The 20,612-nt window shown below is 46.5% G+C and carries 13 protein-coding genes and 2 pseudogenes; 6 read left to right on the top strand and 9 right to left on the bottom strand.

Going from position 1 to position 20,612, the window contains the following annotated elements:
- The first annotated feature begins 266 nt into the window (after positions 1–266).
- On the top strand, positions 267–1,151 hold the full coding sequence (locus QUB37_RS21305; RefSeq protein ID WP_333165805.1) for an aspartoacylase: 885 nt from the start codon (positions 267–269) through the stop codon (positions 1,149–1,151).
- 3 nt (positions 1,152–1,154) lie between these two features.
- Here QUB37_RS21305 and QUB37_RS21300 read toward each other — a convergent pair whose 3' ends face one another.
- Complete coding sequence (locus QUB37_RS21300; protein ID WP_333165803.1) at positions 1,155–1,868, bottom strand: phosphatase PAP2 family protein; 714 nt, start codon at positions 1,866–1,868, stop codon at positions 1,155–1,157.
- Positions 1,869–2,028: 160 nt separating this feature from the next.
- On the opposite strand from QUB37_RS21300, the gene QUB37_RS21295 reads away from it, so the two are divergent.
- A complete protein-coding gene (locus QUB37_RS21295; RefSeq protein ID WP_333165801.1) occupies positions 2,029–3,108 on the top strand; it encodes a M23 family metallopeptidase in 1,080 nt (359 codons plus the stop codon).
- Between the two features lie 164 nt (positions 3,109–3,272).
- Here the strand turns inward: QUB37_RS21295 and QUB37_RS21290 are convergent, their stop codons facing one another.
- Together QUB37_RS21290 and QUB37_RS21285 are read right to left on the bottom strand one after the other, a co-directional pair.
- A complete protein-coding gene (locus QUB37_RS21290; protein ID WP_333165799.1) occupies positions 3,273–3,836 on the bottom strand; it encodes a Uma2 family endonuclease in 564 nt (187 codons plus the stop codon).
- Between the two features lie 46 nt (positions 3,837–3,882).
- Positions 3,883–4,116 carry a hypothetical protein gene (locus QUB37_RS21285; protein WP_190662685.1) on the bottom strand — a complete coding sequence of 78 codons (234 nt, stop codon included), beginning with the start codon at positions 4,114–4,116 and terminating at the stop codon, positions 3,883–3,885.
- Between the two features lie 193 nt (positions 4,117–4,309).
- Here QUB37_RS21285 and QUB37_RS21280 point away from each other — a divergent pair, with 193 nt between their 5' ends.
- On the top strand, positions 4,310–6,472 hold the full coding sequence (locus QUB37_RS21280) for a flavin-dependent dehydrogenase (protein ID WP_333165797.1): 2,163 nt from the start codon (positions 4,310–4,312) through the stop codon (positions 6,470–6,472).
- Positions 6,473–6,610: 138 nt separating this feature from the next.
- On the opposite strand, the gene QUB37_RS21275 is transcribed toward QUB37_RS21280, so the two are convergent.
- The 3 genes from QUB37_RS21275 to QUB37_RS21265 all read right to left on the bottom strand — a co-directional run bounded on the left by QUB37_RS21275 (position 6,611) and on the right by QUB37_RS21265 (position 9,180).
- Complete coding sequence (locus tag QUB37_RS21275) at positions 6,611–7,942, bottom strand: hypothetical protein (RefSeq protein WP_333165795.1); 1,332 nt, start codon at positions 7,940–7,942, stop codon at positions 6,611–6,613.
- 256 nt (positions 7,943–8,198) lie between these two features.
- Complete coding sequence (locus QUB37_RS21270; protein WP_333165793.1) at positions 8,199–8,861, bottom strand: (2Fe-2S) ferredoxin domain-containing protein; 663 nt, start codon at positions 8,859–8,861, stop codon at positions 8,199–8,201.
- 73 nt (positions 8,862–8,934) lie between these two features.
- Positions 8,935–9,180, bottom strand: a complete 246-nt coding sequence (locus QUB37_RS21265; RefSeq protein ID WP_333156175.1) for an Asr1405/Asl0597 family protein — start codon at positions 9,178–9,180, stop codon at positions 8,935–8,937.
- Between the two features lie 356 nt (positions 9,181–9,536).
- On the opposite strand from QUB37_RS21265, the gene QUB37_RS21260 reads away from it, so the two are divergent.
- Positions 9,537–10,079, top strand: a complete 543-nt coding sequence (locus tag QUB37_RS21260; protein WP_006632871.1) for a Dps family protein — start codon at positions 9,537–9,539, stop codon at positions 10,077–10,079.
- A gap of 121 nt (positions 10,080–10,200) precedes the next feature.
- Here the strand turns inward: QUB37_RS21260 and chlP are convergent, their stop codons facing one another.
- Positions 10,201–11,421, bottom strand: a complete 1,221-nt coding sequence (gene chlP, locus QUB37_RS21255) for a geranylgeranyl reductase (RefSeq protein WP_172186475.1) — start codon at positions 11,419–11,421, stop codon at positions 10,201–10,203.
- A gap of 551 nt (positions 11,422–11,972) precedes the next feature.
- Here chlP and QUB37_RS21250 point away from each other — a divergent pair.
- Entirely contained in the window at positions 11,973–12,365 is a 393-nt protein-coding gene (locus QUB37_RS21250) for a hypothetical protein (RefSeq protein ID WP_333165791.1), read from the top strand.
- Positions 12,366–12,444: 79 nt separating this feature from the next.
- Here the strand turns inward: QUB37_RS21250 and QUB37_RS21245 are convergent.
- A pseudogene (locus tag QUB37_RS21245) lies at positions 12,445–13,138 on the bottom strand (IS1 family transposase); the annotation flags it as partial.
- A 203-nt stretch (positions 13,139–13,341) separates the two neighbouring features.
- Here QUB37_RS21245 and QUB37_RS21240 point away from each other — a divergent pair.
- On the top strand, positions 13,342–18,711 hold the full coding sequence (locus QUB37_RS21240; RefSeq protein ID WP_333165789.1) for an AAA family ATPase: 5,370 nt from the start codon (positions 13,342–13,344) through the stop codon (positions 18,709–18,711).
- Positions 18,712–18,839: 128 nt separating this feature from the next.
- Here QUB37_RS21240 and QUB37_RS21235 read toward each other — a convergent pair.
- Positions 18,840–20,612, bottom strand: a pseudogene (locus tag QUB37_RS21235) (hypothetical protein); the annotation flags it as partial.

Genomic DNA, 20,612 nt, shown 5'->3' with positions numbered 1-20,612 from the left:
AAAATCCCTGTTTTAGCTATCTACTATTCTACTATTCGGTTTCCTCGGAAACAATAATGCGATCGATTTCTTCCCGGTGGCGATCGTATTTTTTTATTTAGTGACGAGAAATACCCAGAGAAACCAGGTTTCTCAGTTCTACGTGTGATACCTGCTTACTAAAACTTTACCTAATCTAAATATAAACACATAATCAACCTCAATTTCATGTTTTTTACCAACAGATGACAAAGGGTGATAGGCTGGGGATAGGAAGTTATTTGTTTATGAACCAAATTAAACGTGTTGCCATAGTGGGAGGAACCCACGGAAACGAACTCACAGGAATTTACCTCGTGAAGAAATTCGATCGCGCACCAGAGTTAATTGGGCGATCGACTTTTGAAACTATCACCCTGCTAGCCAATCCCAAAGCTTGCGAAATCGGGACACGCTACATCGATATTGACCTCAACCGCTGCTTTAGAAAGCAAGATTTAGAAAATCCCCATCTCTCCAGCTATGAAGCGCAGCGGGCGAAAGAAATCTACCGCCTTTTTAGTTCAAAAAACACTCATCTGCCCAACTTAATTATCGATTTGCACAGCACCACGTCCAACATGGGGCTAACATTTATTCTCGCCAGCCATCATCCATTTAACCTGCAACTAGCAGCTTATGTAACCTCAGTGTATCCCCACCTCAAGGTACTCGCTTCTACAACCAAGAATCATGATAGTCCTTTGCTGCGATCGCTTTCGGTATTAGGCGGTACGCTGGAAGTTGGTGCAGTCCCGCAAGGCGTCTTGGATGCCTCTTTATTTCAGCAAACTGAGCAAGTTGTGTGCCGAATTTTAGACGGCGTAGAAGCCTACAATCAAGGCACAATGCCTGCTGCAAAAAATCCCCTGACTATTTATCACACCATTGGGGCGATCGACTATCCCAGAAACGAGAACAGAGAAATTCAGGGAATGATTCATCCTCATCTGCAATCCAGAGATTATCAAGCCCTAAATCCCGGCGATCCGATGTTTTTGACCTTTGATGGTGAGTCAGTATTGTATGAAGGCAAATCCACCGTATATCCAATTTTCATTAACGAGGCTGCTTACTACGAAAAAGGAATTGCCATGTGTTTTACTCAAAAGAAAATAGTTGTTAGTTATTAGTCATTAGTCATTAGTTATTTCTTGAGAGGGTTCTGGTGACAAAAACTCCTCTTTAGAAGCCCTAGTAAAAGAACGAAATTCCTTCCCTATTTCCAAACTGAGAATACAGGTAATCAGCCACACCAAACCCGCCGTATAACCAGCAATAACATCGGTAGGCCAGTGAACTCCTAGGTAAAGCCGGCTCAAACCAATACCAGCAACTAATACAACTGTCAAGCTGTAAATAAACCAGCGCTGTTTGGGAAAGCGCGTAGCCAAGAAATATCCTAGCAAACCGTAAATAACCATTGAAATCATCGCGTGTCCGCTAGGAAAACTGTAAAAGCGAACGTCAACAACGCGCTCCCAAAGTTGAGGTCTATCGCGGGCAAAAAGTCTTTTTAACAGTAAATTTAAACCGATCGCTCCCCCACCGGCGAACGCAATAGTTGCAGCTTCCGAGCGGTGATTGCGCCCTAGCAAAATAATACCCAAAATCAGACAAATCACTAGCAGCAACTTCGGCTCGCCCAAAAAGGTAAAGCCCAGCATTATTTGATCGCGCAGCGGAGTGTGCAATTTCCTCAGAGCTAGTAAAATAGAGCTATCGAAAGCGTAACTTTCTTTTTCCAACACGTCTTCGGCAATGGTGGCAAATCCCCACATCCCCAAAGCAGCAACAGCAAGCCCGACCAGCCGAATTATCGAAATGAGCGATCGAATTTTAGAACGCATTTTTTAAGTAATTAAAATTTTAAAATTTCCAACTGAAAATAATACCACAAGTATGGGAAACGAAAACGCCTTACCAATCGTCTAGATTCTGGAGCAACTATATTCTGAACCATTAATTGATTTTTCACTACCCACCTCAGCTTTTACATCCAACTGGCGAATGACTATACTCTCCACAAAACACATTTCTGCAATTTTGTTGACCTTGGGGTTGACAAGTCTTTCTAGCTGTGCTACCACAACCGGAGTCAATGCCCCGATCGCCGAAGCCAACACGATCGCCCAGCGTCTCGTCTCGACCGCAGTCGCCCAAAAGCCCAACAACCCGCAATTCGGCCAGCCGATCGACTGTACCCTAGGCAAAGACTGTTTTGTATTGCTGTATTTCGATCGAGAACCCGGCCCCACCGCCGTTGATTTTGGCTGCGGGCGCCAAACCTACGACGGCCACGACGGCACAGATTTTGCGATTCCCGACGCCAAAGCAATGGCAAAAGGAGTTCCAGTTATTGCCTCCGCAGCAGGCAAAGTTTTGCGAGCACGAGATGGTGTGGTCGATCGGCGTTTACAGAACGATACAGAAAAAGCCAACATCGCAGGCACAGAATGCGGCAACGGCATGGTAATCGACCACGGCGGTGGTTGGGAAGCCCAATATTGCCACCTCCGCAAAGGCAGCGTTGCCGTCAAACCGGGTACGCAGGTACAAAAAGGCACTGTTTTGGGCATGGTGGGAAACTCTGGGATGGCATCTTTCCCCCACGTACACGTAACTTATCGCTATCAAGGCAAGCCCGTAGATCCGTTTGTCGGGTCCGACGCGAAGGCAGGCTGCAACATCGCCCGCAATCCTATTTGGGACAAGCCTCTAGACTATATTTCCACAGGTTTAATTAGGGCCGGTTTTGCCAATAAGCCGCCCGATATTAACGCTGTCTGGGAAGGACAATTTTCAGAGACTCAACTCCCTGCAAACAGTCCAGCTTTGTTGTTTTGGGTGCAAAGTTACGGAGTGCTCAAGGGCGATCGCGAACAATACAAATTATTTGCACCCAACGGCACAACCATCGCCGATCAGACCAATGAAATTAAAGCCCCCAGCCGCACTTGGTTGGGTTATGTTGGCAAAAGAAACAGTACAAATTCTCCTCTGATTCCCGGAGTTTGGCGGGCCGAATATCGGTTGATGCGAGGCGATCGAGTTTTGGCAGAAGTCAAGCGAGAAGTTGAGTTGCGTTAGTCCGTTGACTGTTGATTGTTGACTGTTGACTGTTGGCAGTATTTAATCCGTGTAGCCGTGTCAAAATCACTCTCTTCCTTCTTCCCTCTTCCTTCTTCCCTCTTCCTTCTTCCCTCTTCCTTCTTCCTTCTTCCCTCTTCCCTCTTCCTCCTTCCTTCCGAAGATTATTTCAGCAGCCAGCCAAATAATTCTCCGACACTCAACCGCAGTTCGCTAGCGAAGGACGGCACAGGTAGCAGCATTTCTGGTTCATCAAATACTGCTGTCTGTTGCTGGGGAACATAAACAAAAACGCATTGTTCGTCGGGATCGATCAGCCAGCCCATTTGAGTTTGATGATTTAAGCAGTGCAGAATATTTTTAGTAACTTTAGTTTGACTTTGGTCGGGCGACAAAATCTCAATTGTCCAATCAGGAGCTATGGGAAAAACATTAGCAATTTCGCCGTTATCATCGGCGGGAATTCGGTTCCACACAAATACTGAAACATCAGGCACTGTTGACCTTCCGCCAAAGGTACACCGGAGTTCGGGAAATGCTCGTGCAACTTTTTTTTGTTTTAATATAGCGTTAATGAAAATAATTAGTTCACATTGAGTCGCACTGTGTTTCCCTTGTGGCATTGGCTTCTGAATAATTTGATTATCAATGTATTCGCTGGCAGGTTTGGTTTCTGGTAGTTGGAGAAACTCTTCTAAAGTTAAGGATTTTAATCTTGTTTGTACCATTTTAAGTTCACCTCTAACGAAGTAGATCTTTTAGCAGCAGTCTAGTCTAAGGTAAATTGTTCCAAGCTTGAGCCACAATATCACTCAGCCATAGCCTCTGAGCAAAATCGAGCAGATTGTCGTCCGCGAGTACCTCAGCCTTTAATTCATCCAAAGACTGAGATCGCGATCGAGCTATTTGAATCACACCCGCGATCGCCGACGCCACCAATTCTTCATTCAGCGGCTGCTGTCGCAAAGCAATCATTTCTTGAGGATTCGTAGGAATGGGATAATTCATAGAAGTGCATACCGAAATGAGTAGATATTCAGCCACTGCGGGCAAACCGAGAGTAAGAGCGATCGAAAACCTAAAAATCTGAGAACATTGTAAACTTATTTAAAACTCAATAAGTATTCGGGAGTATAGCCTACTTTGCTCCCTTGTCAACTCCCCCATCTTTATTAATTTATTCAGAATAGAGAGCCTAATCATGCAAGAAATTCTTTATCTAGAAGTCCCGACACCGGATACAGCAGCCGTCTGCACTTGGTTGCAGCACGAATTCGATCCCGAAATCGGAGAAAAAATTATTACTGCTGACGGCTTTCGCCTACTTTCACCAGACACAACAGCCGAGGTTCAGAAGTCTGGAACTAAAAATGCCAATCCAAAACCCACCTTGGCTGACACCAATTCAGGAAACCAAAATTGGCGATCGACAGAACTTTCTACCTTTGTCTGGTCACTGCAACGCACCACTTATTTAAAAGTCTTTCGTATAGAAGAGGCGCCTGCGGGAGAAAAAAAGTTCCTGGAAGCTCTGAATCTTGCTGTGAGAAACAAGTTTCCCGATCGCTACCGGGAACCCCCTGTCATAGACCTCTCCAAACAGTCAATTTTTGAGGCTCTTGCCCCCTATTACCCCTTGACCGTCAAATACTTCCAAAAAATGCCTCAAGGCGAATACGACCTCAAGCGCGTCTACTGGTGGGAACAGCGTTGGCGCGAAGGCACTCGCAATCCTCAAACGCCAAAACAAGTAGTGTTTTTGAAGGAAGAAGGAACAGGGAAGAAGGAAGAAGGAACAGGGAAGAAGGAAGAGGAAACAGGGAAGAGGGAAGAAGGCAAAATTTCGGTGTCTGATTCTGGCGATACTTTTTATGACCTAATTTATATTGGCGGGGCATTGGGAGTGATTCACGCCGCAGTGATGGCGAGATTGGGCTACCGAGTGCTGCTAGTGGAACGAATGCCTTTCGGGCGGATGAATCGCGAGTGGAATATTTCGCGGGACGAAATTCAAAGCTTAATTGATTTGGGTTTATTCACTGCTGCAGAAATAGAAACTTTGATTGCCAGAGAATACAAAGATGGCTACAACAAGTTTTTTGATGCTAACAATCCGCCCGTTGCTAAAGCGCCAGTTCTGCACACACCGAAGGTACTCAATGTAGCTTTGGACGGGGAGAAATTGCTAAATTTAGCGGGAGTGAAGCTAACAGAAGCTGGCGGAGAAATCTGGGACGAAACTGAGTTTATCAGAGCCGATGTTGAAGCAGAAAAAGTAGTAGTTCAGGGCCGCCACTTGCCGACAAAAGCCGATCGCACTGCATTAGGACGGCTGCTGGTGGATGCAATGGGTTCGGCTTCTCCCATAGCTTGGCAATTGAACGAAGGGCGGACTTTTGACAGCGTTTGTCCGACAGTGGGAGCAGTCATCGACGCAGGATTTGAGCCAGGAGTATGGGATTCCGAGTACGGGGATGTGCTCTACACTCACGGGGACATTTCCCGTGGCCGCCAGCTCATTTGGGAGTTGTTTCCCGGCGCCGGCACAGAATTGACAGTTTATCTATTTCACTACCACCAAGTACATCCCGATAATCCCGGTTCTTTGCTGGAAATGTACGAGGATTTTTTCGCAATTTTGCCGGAATACCGTCGCTGCGATGTCGATAAATTGGTGTGGAAAAAACCGACCTTTGGTTATATTCCGGGGCATTTTAGCAGCAACAGCGGCGATCGCTCCGTGGCGATCGATCGCCTAATCTCGATCGGCGACGCAGCATCCTTGCAATCTCCCCTTGTTTTCACCGGCTTCGGCTCTCTTGTCCGCAATCTTTTCCGCTTAACAGACCTTTTGGATACAGCTTTAAAGCACAATTTGTTGACGGCAAATCACTTAAACCAAATTCGCGCCTACCAGAGCAATGTTTCAGTAACTTGGCTGTTTTCTAAAGGCATGATGGTTCCTACCGGGAGCAGTTTGCCTCCTCAAAGAATTAATTCAATTCTCAATACCTTTTTCGGTATTTTGGCAGCACAAAAACTCGCCGTAGCCGAAACTTTTATTAAAGACAGAACCGACTGGCTAACTTTCAATCGACTGGCGATCGAAGCAGCCGGAAAAAACCCTTCTCTCCTCTTGTGGATTTTAGATTTTGTCACCTTGGGGGATATTTGGCGTTGGCTGGGAAGTTACTTGAATTTTACTCTGCTGGCTTTGGCCAGTTTGCTGTTCGGATGGCTTCCCAGCTTCGCCCGCAGGGTACAGCCTTGGTTGGAGCCCCGGTATCCGGCTGTTTGGCTGTGGCTGTTGGCTACCAGCTATGCTCTCACCTACGGCATGGGAAAGGGGAGAAAAGAGTGTTGAGTTTTGAGTTTTAACTCAAAACTAGCAACTCTCATATCCAATCCGTAAGCATCGGAATAGTAAATTCGAGTTCACTGTTGACTGTTCACTGTCAACCGTCAACATCATTCCGGTGTTACCGGAAATGATATCAGTTCGCTATCGAAAACTCGGCAATTCAATTTCAGCTAGCGATCGACGTTTTTTAGAAGCCCGCAGCGGACTGGCAATCAAGCTCAGCCAGTCTGGTTGGGCGACTGCTCTAGGTTTTGCCACACTCGATCGCACTTCTTGAATGCCAAAGGTTTCAACAGAGTTCAAAATTTGAAAAGCCCTAGCCAATTCTTGGGCGTCCACTTTGGTAGCAGTTTCGGGTTCAGACTCAGCCATCGGCAGTTCAGGTTCCGCCACCGGTTCGGCCGAGTCAGTGGCCGGCTCATCAGGCTGGTAGGTTTCGCTCTTCTGCAATTGAATGCCGGATACTTCGGCTAATTTGTTGAGTTCTAGAGGGGCTGGGGATTCAGGCTCGATCGCCTCGGCAGCAGCGACTACCTCTGGAAGCTCTTCTGGTTCCGACCAAGGTTGGACAGGGGAAGCGTTGAAGGCTGGCGGCAGCGGAACTTGAGAGCTTTTGACCGCCGCGAGCAAAGATTCTAATTGTGCGCTGGCGGTGTCCAGATTATTGTCAGGCGGCTCGATCCTCGGCGACTTTACCTGGGGCCTATCCAAACTTCTTTCCAAGGCAGCTTTGAATTGCAGAGTATGGCGCTGCTGGCGGTGCAAGCGGGCTCGCAATTCCCTGCAAATATTTTCTGTGGCTACTAACTGGTGTAACTGTTCGTTGTAGCGCTGCACAGTAGACGCACATTCTCGCTCAACTGTCGCTAGCCTGACTTGGCTGGTTGCCAACTGACTTCTTAAACTTTCGACTAAAATTTCTTGACTTTGGAGGGTTTGATGGGAAACTTCCACTTTGCCAAACAGCCGCGTCAATTGTTCTTGAGTATTTTCGAGTTCTGCAGTCCGCTGTTCTAGCAAAGTTTCGCGATTCTGCAAGGTTTTTTGGGACTCTTCGAGAGCTGTTTCTAGCTGCGCGATGCGCTGTAAAAGGTCGCGGTTGCATTCGTGCAGCGCTTGCATAAGGGTGACTGGGGTCGATCCTTTGCCCTTGGCCTGTTCGGCATTCCCAAGCATATTTTTTAGATTGTCTGAAATCGGGGGCGAGCCCGCCTCCGCCGGCTGTGTCGGAGATTGCGAATTTTTTGTTTCAGGTTTTGTGGGAATTGCATCTACGCTGATGGCGTTGGGAAAATCTACTGTTTGCCAGTCTTCTTCTGGCTGTTGGGGAACCGTTGCGGGAGTGTCTGTCGCATCGGGGGCGATCGGCTCAAAATCCCCAGTAGCAGCAAAATCTGACTGAAATGGTTCGGTATCGGATGGAACAGCAGGGTGCGGTTGGTGCTGATGGGCTCGAAGATCAGCTTCTGACATGGCTTTTTATCCCAATACTCACAGGGTCTCAGATACAGTCTATCCTTAGAGATTCTACAGAAGGAAGCCCCTAAGTGATAGTTTTGGCCTTTTTCCTATTTTTTCGGACAATAACCTCTGAATCGGGTGCCGCGATCGAACTACAACCCGAACTCAAATTAAGGCGTAAGATGGGCCTGTGAGTTTTTCGCCCAGAGTCCTATCAAAATAATTTTTCCTGATCTCTAACGCACTCTTGCGGCATCCGGGCGATCGCCTAAGCTTTAACAACTGCACAATGTTTGTCAATGATTGCTGGAACTTCTGCCGGTGCAATGCGACTGTAGCGAGTTTTGTCCGGCATCACAACTATATTTGGGCCGGCTTTGCACTGTTTGAGACATCCGGTTCCCTGTACAGTCACTTTGTCTTCTAAACCGCGCGCATTCAAAGCATTTTCTAAAGCTTTACAGACTCCTCCAGCGCCCCGCTTCAGGCAGTCTGATTTTTGACATACTAATATTTTGGTTTGGGTTTTTGCCGGAGATTTTACAGTTTGAGCTGCTGTGGGAGAGCTGACTTCGGTTTTGCCGATCGCGCGATCGTCCGATGTCAATACCGCAACAGGCCCATTGGTGGAGTCAAGCAGTTCGTGCGATCGATCGTTGTTACCCTGAGCCAGCTTGAGGCTACGAGCTTTAAGTTTTATTTTACCGTTTTTCAAGTTAAGTTCTTTCTCACCTACAACTTGAACTCTCAACCCCGGTGTCAAAATAGGCGATAGAAATGACCGCAATTCCTTGCAAAGTTTAACAAGATATTCTACTCCGCGATCGTTGCTAATTCGCAAATATTTAAGTTTGCAGCCATCTTCAATAATTAGGCCGAGGATTTCTCCCTCTAAACTGAATTCGGAAACTTGCTTGCCAGACTTATACATTGTTATAACTCCTTTAAATCCGTTACATCCGTTACATCTTCTACACTGCTCGTTGCCGAACTTCCTTCTACCTTTACCCGATTTGCCAGCAGCATTCCAGCCACTGCACCAGTTCGCATCTAGGGGCACTGACTTGCCTCAACACGCTCATTAACTGAGCCGCTTGTTTGACAGTGTTGACTTTTGCCCGTAAAGGTTGGTCAACAGCACACCAGCAGGGAATTTCTAGTTCTTGCAAGCGTTTGTAAACTTGCCACCTATCTAGCCAACTAACTTGCACAATGTCACAAACTTCTAATTCTGGATCTGCTGGATTCATTTTTTGACAACAGTAATAATTTGCATTAATTTTTACCCTGACTGATAGCGGGCAGAAGTTCAAAGCTAGATTTCCGAAGAACCTCAAGGATTATCAACAGCCCTTCCTAAAAAAATTTTGCCTTTTACCCTCTGCCTTCTGCCTTCAGAAGGTTCGCCCCACTTTCAGGAAGCGTTCAGAACGAGGATCTTTTTAAAGCATAACCCAACTGCTAATAATTCTCAATAGGTTTAGAAAAAAAATTTCCTACTCTATAAAATCTTCCACTATCGAGGCAGACGCTGCTTGACGGGTAAATTTACAGTGCTAGACTGACTCTATTGGCAACAAAACTGCCTATTGAGAGGAGAACACACATGGCTGAGACTCAGAGTGCATTGAGACCATTTGGCCACATAGCCGAAAACCCAGTTCTACTGGAACATTCAGTCACAGCACCGATTTGTGAAGGGATGAACGCGCTGCTGGCCAGTTTTCAGGCTCTATACCTGCAATATCAAAAACATCATTTTGTGGTGGAAGGGGCAGAATTTTACTCCTTGCACAAATTCTTTGAAGAAAGCTACGGAGAAGCTCAAGATAGCGTCCACGAGTTGGGCGAACGGTTAAACGGGTTGGGCGGCATACCAGCAGCTAGCTTTAGCAAGTTAGCCGAACTGTGCTGTTTTGAGCCGGAAGCCGACGGCGTATATTCCTGCCGCCAAATGCTGGAACACGATTTAATTGCTGAGCAAGCTATCCTCGGTTTGCTGCGGCGTCAAGCAGGACAAGCTGAAAGTTTGGGCGATCGAGCTACCCGCTACCTCTACGAAAAAATCCTGCTGAAAACCGAGGAACGGGCTTATCACATTTCTCACTTCCTCGCCCCCGATACCTTAGTGCAGTTGAACTTGAACTAACAATTCTTCTTCTTCCTCTTCCTTCGCGCATTTGGGGTTGGTTATCTTAGATCGAAAAAAAAGCGAGCAGTTTTGTGACTGCCCGCTTTTTTTTATACAAAGTGCGCTTAGCCGCCCGGAATTAAGGCGCTAAAGCATTCCCACGCAACAAGCTACCAATGGTTTTCGCGGTAATCTTCATTTGAATGAAAGGATTTGCCGGCACTACAGTCTTATACAAGTAGCTATCGAATGTGAGTTTCTGCACATCGCGATCGGCACACATTTCCACAAAAGCTTCGCGGGTAGCATCGGAACGGTAGAACACGCGCTGCAAAATGTCCAAAACTTTGTAAGTAATGCCGTAGGCTTTATCCCACCGCTTCAGGTAAATCTTAATTTCCTCTTCAGTCGGAATGCGCGCGCCTTTATTGGAAATCTCCACAATAGTTTCGGCGCACATCCGGCCAGACTTGGCGGCAAAATAGATACCTTCGCCGGAAGACTTGGTAACATAACCTGCAGCATCGCCTACGAGAGCAACTCGGCCGACAACCCGGCGAGGACGCGGATGTTCCGGGATGGGGTGAGCTTCCACTTTAATAATCTCACCGCCCATCAGTTTTTTGGCAGCGCGGGCGCGGATGCCTGCTTGCAGCTTTTTGATACTGGCTTGATTGACTTTCATCGTGCCGGTGCCGACGGCTACGTGGTCGTATTTGGGGAACACCCAAGCGTAGAAGTCGGTAGATACGTCATCGCCGACGTACATTTCGGCTAAGTCGTGGTAGTAAGCCATTTTATCTTCTGGCAGGCGGATGCGCTCTTGGAAGGCGATCGCATAATTGTAATCACCAGCGTCGATCGCCTTTGCTACGCGAGAGTTAGCGCCGTCAGCCCCAATTACCAAATCGACTTTCAGAGTTTTCTGAATTCCCATGGCGCTGCCGTCGGAGTGGTCGGCATAGTGGAGAGTGTAGGGGTCTGTATTGTTGCCGGGAATTTCTAATTTGTGAACGGTGCCGTTAATTAGTTTTGCACCCAAGGAAGCGGCGCGATCGCGCATGAAGCCATCGAGCACTTCGCGGCGGCACATACCGATGTATTCGTGTGCGTTTTCAATATTGATGTCCACCTCGACGTTGGAGGGGGAGATCATTTTCATTTTTCTGACTTGGCGGTCAATAATACTTTGCGGCAAGTCAAATTCGCTGACCATGCACAGGGGAATAGCCCCACCGCAGGGTTTGGCGTTGTCTAATTTACGCTCGAATAGGTATGTTTCGATGCCTGCTTTTACCAATGTTTCGGCGGCGGAAGAACCCGCAGGGCCTGAACCTACTACTGCAACCCTTAGTGTCAAAGCTTTTCTCTCCAGTTTTTTTCTATAGGCATTACTCAGGTGTGATGGTATCACGGACTTTGGATGCGGTGGCGTGAAGCAGGGAAGATTTCAATGAAATGAAACAGAGCTTAACAGTTCGATACGAAAATCGGGTTTCGGGCGATACGTGCGATCGAATATCTTAAATTTTTTAGTGTAGATGAAGGTAGATGGACGGTGATGTGCGATTGAACATTTTGCACCCTCCGTCAAACCACTGTAGGGGTGGGTTCGCCAACCATCAGTGCCTAAAACTAATAATCTCGTAAACCCGCCCCGACCTCGCCGATCGCGGTTAATCAACCGGACTTGATATGATGTTCGATCGGGATACTCGGTGAAAACTGAGATGTTGCACCAATGTCAATTGGGGGTTTTTAGTGGGGTGGGGCGGGTTTATTTTAATTGTTGGTGAGAGTTAGAGATGGTTGGTGAACCCGCCCCTACTTCACACGAATGGTGCAACATTTTACTTAGAACCAGTCCAATAAGTTACATTAAAGTTACTTGCAGTTATATCTAAAATTCTTATGCTCGGTAATTTTCAACAAAGCAACCTGCGGATTGAGCTTGAAGCTTCCGAAACAGCGATTAGAGACAGCTTGTTGCGTCCAACTCAATTGCAGCAGTGGCTGTGGCCGCAGCAGTTGTCTAGCGGTTTGCCGGAAGAATTTGCTCAAGGTTTGACCTTTACAAGTTGGCTGGGCCCGGTGGCAGTTCAGCATCACGTTGATATTGTTGAGCACAATTGTCTGCGGCTGTTATTGAGTCAGGGAATTGACGGATTTCACGAGTGGTATTGGGGCGATGGTTGGGTGCAGTCCCGGTTGGAGGGAGTGTCGCTGCTGCCGCTGAATTTGGGGCAAACCGCTAGTTTACTCCGGCTGCGGGAGTTTGTAGCCGGGAAGGGTAAGCGGAAGTAGATAAATCACTCTCCAAAATCATCAGAACAAAGCCTGGTAGTTCTGCATAGCAACGAAAAATTCTCAACATTTTTAGGGGTAAAGAAGCGTTGTAATCATGGATAAAATACCAGAAGGCACCAACATGATTGGAGATATTTAGAGATAGATGAGAATAAAGTCTTTCTTATCAAGCGAGATATCCTTTGCTGAAGGGTGTTATTGAATCTTTCGATATCAGAAGTTTTGCCAGTATCTTTCCCCAGAGATTTGTGTCGCTGGGTTTTTTTTTGAGCCTGCCCAAAAATCTGTATAATAGACGGCACATCGTCTGTCAACTACTGGGAGGGAATCCCAAAAACCTTTAGCACCCATTTCAACTCGACTTCCTATATACACCCCTAGAATTTCTTTGCTTAAGGCATCAATTGGCCGCTCTTTCCACTGCTTGTTCCCCTTATTGCCTACAAAGGACTACATTTCATCACGTTGGATCGTTAGCTTGCCTGGTTTTTTTGACTTTACTTGAACTTTCCGGGGGAGTGATGCTAATTGTTGAAAAACAAGTATTGGAACCAGCGGGGGGACACCCTCGTGACTTTGACAATCGCAACTCAAGATATTTTTTCTAATAAAAGCTGATCTCTCAATTTTTTTGTTTCTTCTGAAATCCTTTGATGTCTGGGGTTTTAAACAAACTGCCTGTGACAATCTCTACATTCAAAATTTTGCTTAGCGCTGGGGGTGGGACAATTTTTAACGATGTTTGGATAACAGAAACGGTGACAATTCATGGAGTTGAGAATTAACAGGGCTTAGGTACGTCGCATGATCACTCCTTACCCTTACTCTGCCAGACCACTTGAAAGCCATTTCGCTGCCGAAAAACTAAGAGTGTGTTATAAAAACATAATTTGTTCCTTTCTAAAGCGCTATTCTCGACATAACGAACCCGCTGTGTTTCGACTTCGCGTTAATTTTTACCAAAAAAATAAATATGCTGTCCATCCCAGGCATTGCCGTCCAGAAGCTGCTTTACGAAAGTACCAATTCTCTGGTGTACCGGGCGATTCGGGAAGCGGATCATCAACCGCTCATCCTCAAACTGCTCAAAGAAAGCTACCCCACACCTCAAGAATTGCTACGCTACCGCACCGAATACCGCATCACCCGAGAGCTGAAAGAGGCGGGAGTCGTGCAAGTTTATGACTTGCAAAAATACCAAAACAGCCTCGTGATTTTTGTGGAGGACTTTGGCGGGGAATCCTTGAAAATATTGATACAGCAGCGAAAGTTTAGCCTCAAGGAATTTCTGCAAATTGCGATCGCAGCCACTGAAACTTTAGGGCAAATTCACAGCGCCAATATAATTCACAAAGATATTAACCCTTCTAATATAGTATTCAATCCAACGACGGGGCAGCTCAAAATTATCGACTTTGGCATTTCCACTCAGCTAACGCGAGAAATGCCAACCCTGAAAAATCCCAATGTTTTAGAAGGAACCCTCGCTTACATCTCGCCGGAACAAACTGGTAGGATGAATCGCTCTATCGATTACCGCACTGACTTTTACTCCCTCGGCGTCACCTTCTACGAATTGCTGACAGGAAAACTGCCTTTTGAGACAGAAGACGCTTTAGAGATAGTTCACTGCCACATTGCCAGACAACCACTTCCCCCGCACGAAATCAAGCCAGAAATTCCCCTAATTGTCTCCCAAATTGTCAGCAAGCTGATGGCCAAAAATGCGGAAAATCGCTATCAAACTGCATTGGGTCTCAAGCAGGATTTAGAAATGTGTCTGGTTCAATTACAAGAAACCGATAGCATAGAAGAATTTGACTTGGGAACCCTGGATCTTACAGACCATTTCCTGATTCCCGAAAAGTTATACGGCAGAGAAACAGAAGTTGATAATCTATTAGCTGCCTTTGAAAGAGTTCGTAATGCTAGTGCCGAAATGATGCTAGTAGCTGGTTTTTCTGGGATTGGTAAAACCGCAGTAGTGAATGAAGTGCATAAGCCGATCGCCCGACAGCGTGGCTATTTTATCAAAGGCAAATATGACCAATTTCAACGCAATATTCCCTTTAGTGCATTTGTGCAAGCATTTCGGGAATTGATGGGACAATTATTATCAGAAAGTGACGCTCAGTTACACAGATGGAAAAACCTGATTCTCACAGCAGTAGGCGAGAGTGGGCAAGTCTTGATTGACGTAATTCCTGAATTAGAACACATCATTGGCGCTCAAAGTCCTGCACTAGAATTGTCGGGGAGTGCCGCCCAAAATCGCTTCAATCTGCTGATGCAGAAATTTGTGCAAGTATTTACCCAAGCAGAACATCCCTTAGTGATGTTTCTGGACGATTTGCAGTGGGCAGATTCGGCATCGCTGAAATTGCTACAACTATTGATGGAAGATACGGGGCATCTGTTAGTATTGGGTGCTTATCGCGATAATGAGGTATCACCGGCTCATCCGTTTATGTTGACTGTGGATGAGATTGTGAAATCGGGAGCCACGGTGAATACGATTACCCTGCAACCGTTGAGTTTAGGAGATCTCAATCAGTTGGTAGCAGAGACGCTGATTTGCGATTTATCCTTTGCCGGGCCCTTGACAGAATTGGTTTATCAAAAAACCAAAGGAAATCCCTTTTTCTCTACTCAATTCCTCAAGGCGTTGCATGAAGATGGTCAAATTATTTTTAACCCCCCTCAATCCCCCCTTAGTAAGGGGGGCAGCAAAGGGGGGTGGCAGTGCGATATTAATCAAGTTAAATTTGCCGACGCCTCGGATGTGGTGGAGTTTATGGCGGCGCAATTGCAAAAGTTGCCGGCCATTACTCAGGATGCCCTCAAACTTGCCGCGTGTATTGGGGCGCAGTTTGATTTAGAGACATTGGCAATAGTCAGCGAAGAATTACCAGAAGAAACCGAATCAGCGCTGTGGAAAGCCTTGCAAGAAGGACTAATTTTAGTAATTTCAGAAGGCTATAACTTCATTCAATCAGATAGTCAATCCCCGAATCAGTCTGTTGCTAATCCCACTTATAAGTTCCTGCACGATCGCGTCCAGCAAGCGGCTTATTCATTGATTCCCGACGATCAAAAACAAGCCACTCATCTGAAAATTGGACAGTTACTGCTACAAAGTTCTTCCGATATAGAAACCGAAGAAAAAATATTTGATATTGTGGGGCATTTAAATCAAGGAATTGAGTTAATCGATCAATTAAGTGAACACTCAGCCTTAGCCCAACTAAACTTAGAAGCTGGACGTAAGGCTAGAAATTCTACCGCCTACGCTGCGGCAAATATCTATCTACAAACTGGAATTGAACTACTGACACCTCAATGCTGGCAAACTCAATATGAATTGGCGCTAAATCTGTATGTTGCTGCTGCTGAAATTGCCTATTTGAATGGTGACTTTGATGGTATGGAACAGATAGCAGCACTGGTTGTGCAAGAAGCCCAAACAATTTTAGATCGAGTTAAAATTTACGAAATTAAAATTGCCGCTCAGACAGCTCAGAGCAAGGTATTAGAAACGATCGCAGTAGCAAGAGAAGCACTCTTACAATTGGGGATTGAACTCCCTGCCGAACCTGATGAAGCCAAGATTGGCAAAGCGCTACAAGCCCTTGCGGCCCTCCTCGGCCACAGAAAGATTGAGGAATTGGTTGACCTACCTGTGATGACAAATCCACAGACTCAGGCAGCTATGCAACTGTCTGGTATGTTGTTTCCACCCATTTTCCAGGGAATGCCCGGTTTGCTGCCCTTGCTGAGCTCAACGATGGTGAGTTTATCCCTCTCCTTTGGAAATGCGCCCGCATCGACGGTGGGTTATGCGATGCACGGGATGGTGTTCTGTGCCTTTTTACAAGAGGTGGAAACGGGCTATGGCTTTGGGCAATTGGCACTTTCATTGCTCGATAGGTTGAATGTGCCCGAATTCAAGTCCACAGTTCTACTTTTGTTTGGTGGCTGGATTCAGCATCGCCAAGAATCTCTTTTGGCAACGATACCGACGCTGAAAGAGGGCTATAGGTTGGGCATGGAAACAGGCGACTTTGTAGACGCTGGCTACAACATATATATTTGCTTTTATACTTATTTATTCGCTGGGGTAGAACTAGACACTTGGGAACCAGAAATAGCAAGTTATAGGGCGGTAATGGCACAGTTGAAACAATATTCTGCGCGGATTTATTTGGATATGATTCAGCAGACGGTGCAAAACTTGAGGGAAACCCGTATTCGGCCGGATTTATTAATAGGCTCTGCCTACGATGAAACGGTGATGATTCCCAAGCACTATCAGGATAATGAATTTACGGCGATCGCCTGTGCCTGCATCTTCAAACTGCTGCTTGCTTACTGCTATGGCAATTATACGGCTGCCCTAGACCATATTTCCCAAGTCAAACAGTATTTGATGGGAGTATCTGGATCGGCTTTTGTTCCAATTTTTCATTTTTATGCTGCCCTGACGCACCTGGCACTTTTTCGGGCACAGCCAGCAATTGAGCAAACTGAAATTCTTGCCTTAGTGGAAACCCATCAAAGCACGCTGCAACAGTGGGCGCAAAATGCTCCGATGAATTATCTGCATAAATGGTATTTAGTGGAAGCAGAACAGCAACGGGTGTTGGGCAATAAAGCCGAGGCGATTGAAATGTACGATCGCGCAATTGAAGGAGCTAAAGAAAACAAATATGTTAATGACGAAGCCCTGGCCAACGAACTAGCAGCCAAATTCTACTCGGAATGGGGCAAAACAAAAGTTGCTCAATCCTACATATTTGAGGCGTATTATTGTTATGTTGAATGGGGAGCCACCGCTAAAGTAACGGATTTAGAAACGCGATATCCCCAATTATTCGCGGTAACTCAACCGGGAAGGAAAAACACTCAAACTACCGTAGCAATGACAACGACTGGTTCGGGGAATCACCTAGATATCAGCGCAGTTATGAAGGCTTCTCATGCGATTTCTGGAGAAATTATGCTAGATAAGCTACTGTCTAGCTTGATGAAAATTTTGATAGAAAATGCAGGGGCGCAACGAGGCTATCTGATTTTGTTAAGCCAGGGACAACTGTTGATTGAAGCTGAAGGGGCAATAAATTCTGAACAAGTCACCGTGTTGCAGTCAATCCCCGTTGAAGATTGTCAGGAACTTTCCTCCGCAATTGTCAATTATGTGAGTCGTACTCAAGAAAGCGTGGTACTAGATGATGCTGCGCGATCGGGACAATTTACCAACGACCGCCACATCCGAAAGTATCAGCCCAAATCAATTTTATGTGTGCCGCTGATTAATCAATCTCAAATCATTAGTATTGTTTATTTAGAAAACAATTTGACAGCGGGAGCTTTTACCCCAGAAAGAGTGGAAATATTAAAAGTTTTATCGGGACAAGCGGCCATCTCAATTCAAAATTCTAAGCTTTATACAGAAGTACGCCAAAATGAAAGCAGGCTGGCTCAACTCAACAAAGCTTACGAGCGCTTCATCCCCCATCAATTCCTCCAGTTTTTAGAGAAATCAAGCATTATTGATGTGGAATTGGGCGACCAAGTGCAGTTAGAAATGTCGGTGCTGTTTTCCGATATTCGCAATTTTACCACGCTTTCGGAAACTATGACGCCGGAGGATAATTTCAAATTTATCAATTCTTATCTTTCTCGCATGGAACCCGTCATTAATGAAAATAAGGGGTTTATTGACAAATATATTGGCGATGCGATTATGGCACTGTTTAGCGGCGAGGCGGATAATGCGGTGAAAGCGGGAATTGCGATGCTGCACCGTCTCGCTGAATACAATGAATACTGCGCTAACGCTGGCTGTGCGCCAATTCAGATTGGGATTGGGATTAATACGGGTTCTTTGATGCTGGGAACTGTGGGAGGACCAAATCGCATGGACGGGACGGTAATCAGCGATGCGGTGAATTTAGCTTCTCGTGTGGAAAGTTTGACGAAAAATTATGGGGTGGCGCTATTAATTACCCAGCCAACTTATTCGCGCCTAAAAAATCCATCCCAGTACGCAATCCGCACTATCGATACGGTAAAAGTCAAGGGAAAATCCGAAGCTGTGACGATTTATGAGGTGTTTGATGCAGATCCACCAGAAATTAAACAGGCCAAGTTAGCTACGCTGGAATTGTTTGCAGAAGCTAGGGCACTTTACTCGGGAGGGAAGTTATTTGAAGCGGCGCGGCTTTTTGAAGAGTGTTGGCGTCAGAATCCGGGCGATCGCGTGGCTAAAATGTACTGGGAACGCTGTGAGTCTGCATTGTTGACTCGCACAAAAATCAAAGACAGGCTACACAATTTACATTAAGCGGTTGCTATGCCTGAAAATCAAAGCAAAAGTGCGATCGACTGTTGGTGCACCATACAAATTAGGCGATCGCGATCGGGTAGGTATGTTGTTGCGCTTTAGCGCTAAAGCGCAACAACATACGAAGTCTAAAAAGTTACTGCCTGAACTATACTGCTGGCAGTGACTCCTTTCAAGACAGCTAAATATTCCCCTGTTACCTGATACTGAATTATAGTATCGCTAACAAAAGCGCCTGTTCCTTGATAAATATTTAACTGGCTAAAAGAAAGGGGGCTAATTAAATCAATTTTGTCTTGATTTAGGGTGAAATCATTAATGACATCAGCGGCGGCTAAGTCTGTTCCACCAGTATCGATCGCGATCGCAAACACATCAAAACCCAATCCGCCTGTGAGAGTGTCGGCCCCCATTTCTCCAAATAAGTAATCATTGCCCCCATCGCCAAACACTATATCGTCGCCATCGCCTCCGTAAATGCGATCGTTTTCCTTACCTCCGTAAATCAAGTCAATACCGCCGTCACCCTGAATAAAATCAATCCCCTTACCACCAAAAATAATGTCATTGCCATCACCGCCCCTGATGCCGTCATCCCCTTTTTGTCCGTAAAGCAAGTCATCGCCTGCTTTACCATGAAGATAATCATTGCCGGGGCGTGCGTGGATAATGTCGTTTAATGCCGATCCTGTAATGCGATCGTCGGAGTCTGTCAAACCGATTACTGACTTTTGGGACAAGGTTGTGAGATCGCCTAAGTTATCGTTATCGCTGATATTGACGGTGAGAGGGGCGACGAGATTATTATACAATGTGTCATTGCTGGTGGTGGCGTGGCTAATTGGACTTAGACGATCGCCCTCAACAACCGCATCGTCAACCGCAGCCAACGTTACCGTTTGAGCGACATTCCAATTGGCGGGAGTAAAAGTAAGGGCCCTTTGGCTGACAGTAACTTGAGTTTCAGGGGTAATGGCGACGGTGACATTAGCAGTTGGCTGAGTATTTAGTCGCACTTTGTATATATCGCTGCCCAAGCTTTCGAGTACGTCGGTACTGCCAAGTGGTTCAAGGAAAATGACAGCCGGAGTACCTAAAGTCGGCGTGAAAGTCGGTGTTGGCGTGAAAGTCGGAATTGGAGTTGGAGTCGGTGTTGGCGTGAAAGTCGGAATTGGAGTTGGAGTCGGTGTTGGCGTGGGAGTCGGTGTTGGCGTGAAAGTCGGAATTGGAGTTGGAGTCGGAATTGGAGTTGGAGTCGGTGTTGGCGCGGGAGTCGGTGTTGGCGTGAAAGTCGGAGTTGGAGTTGGAGTCGGTGTTGGTGTGGGAGTTGTGGGAGTCGGTGTTGGTGTGGGAGTTGTGGGAGTCAGAGGTGTGGGAGTTGTGGGAGTCAGGGGTGTGGTGACTGTAGCTTCGTTGTTGCCCGGAGTGGGGTCAGCGGTAGTTGAGGTGCTTCTGGCGGTGTTGCTGACACTGCCGGATGCAGGTGCGATGAAGCTGACTGTGTTGGTGACGGTGACACCGCTGGCTAAGCTGGTAACTGGCGCGAAGCTGACAATACCTGTAACAGGATCGTAGACACCGCCGTTGACTCCTGTTAAGCCTGGAACGATGCTGTCGGTAATTGTGATGTTTTCGGCTGTGCTGGGGCCGTTGTTGACTGTGGAAATTGTGTAAGTAACTATTTCACCTGGTGCTGCTGCCGTAGTCCCGGTTTTGGTGGTAACAACGTCGGCACTAGGTGTCAGAGGTGTGGTGACTGTAGATGCGTTGTTGCCCGGAGTCGGGTCAGCGGTAGTTGAGGTACTTCTGGCGGTGTTGCTGACGCTGCCGGATGCAGGTGCGATGAAGCTGACTGTGTTGGTGACGGTGACACCGCTGGCTAAGCTGGTAACTGGCGCGAA

It is taken from the genome of Microcoleus sp. AT3-A2 (assembly GCF_036705685.1).
Classification (GTDB): domain Bacteria; phylum Cyanobacteriota; class Cyanobacteriia; order Cyanobacteriales; family Microcoleaceae; genus Microcoleus.
Note: the sequence above shows the minus strand (reverse complement) of the source record. Positions and strands in the feature narration are given on the sequence as shown.

Excerpts from the sequence above, each read along its gene's own strand:
- QUB37_RS21270 (WP_333165793.1), bottom strand. The coding sequence starts at position 8,861 with ATGTATAAGTCTGGCAAGCAAGTTTCCGAATTCAGTTTAGAGGGAGAA.
- QUB37_RS21300 (WP_333165803.1), bottom strand. The coding sequence starts at position 1,868 with ATGCGTTCTAAAATTCGATCGCTCATTTCGATAATTCGGCTGGTCGGG.
- QUB37_RS21290 (WP_333165799.1), bottom strand. The coding sequence starts at position 3,836 with ATGGTACAAACAAGATTAAAATCCTTAACTTTAGAAGAGTTTCTCCAA.
- QUB37_RS21280 (WP_333165797.1), top strand. The coding sequence starts at position 4,310 with ATGCAAGAAATTCTTTATCTAGAAGTCCCGACACCGGATACAGCAGCC.
- QUB37_RS21250 (WP_333165791.1), top strand. The coding sequence starts at position 11,973 with ATGCTCGGTAATTTTCAACAAAGCAACCTGCGGATTGAGCTTGAAGCT.
- QUB37_RS21295 (WP_333165801.1), top strand. The coding sequence starts at position 2,029 with ATGACTATACTCTCCACAAAACACATTTCTGCAATTTTGTTGACCTTG.
- QUB37_RS21285 (WP_190662685.1), bottom strand. The coding sequence starts at position 4,116 with ATGAATTATCCCATTCCTACGAATCCTCAAGAAATGATTGCTTTGCGA.
- QUB37_RS21305 (WP_333165805.1), top strand. The coding sequence starts at position 267 with ATGAACCAAATTAAACGTGTTGCCATAGTGGGAGGAACCCACGGAAAC.
- QUB37_RS21260 (WP_006632871.1), top strand. The coding sequence starts at position 9,537 with ATGGCTGAGACTCAGAGTGCATTGAGACCATTTGGCCACATAGCCGAA.
- QUB37_RS21240 (WP_333165789.1), top strand. The coding sequence starts at position 13,342 with ATGCTGTCCATCCCAGGCATTGCCGTCCAGAAGCTGCTTTACGAAAGT.
- QUB37_RS21265 (WP_333156175.1), bottom strand. The coding sequence starts at position 9,180 with ATGAATCCAGCAGATCCAGAATTAGAAGTTTGTGACATTGTGCAAGTT.
- QUB37_RS21275 (WP_333165795.1), bottom strand. The coding sequence starts at position 7,942 with ATGTCAGAAGCTGATCTTCGAGCCCATCAGCACCAACCGCACCCTGCT.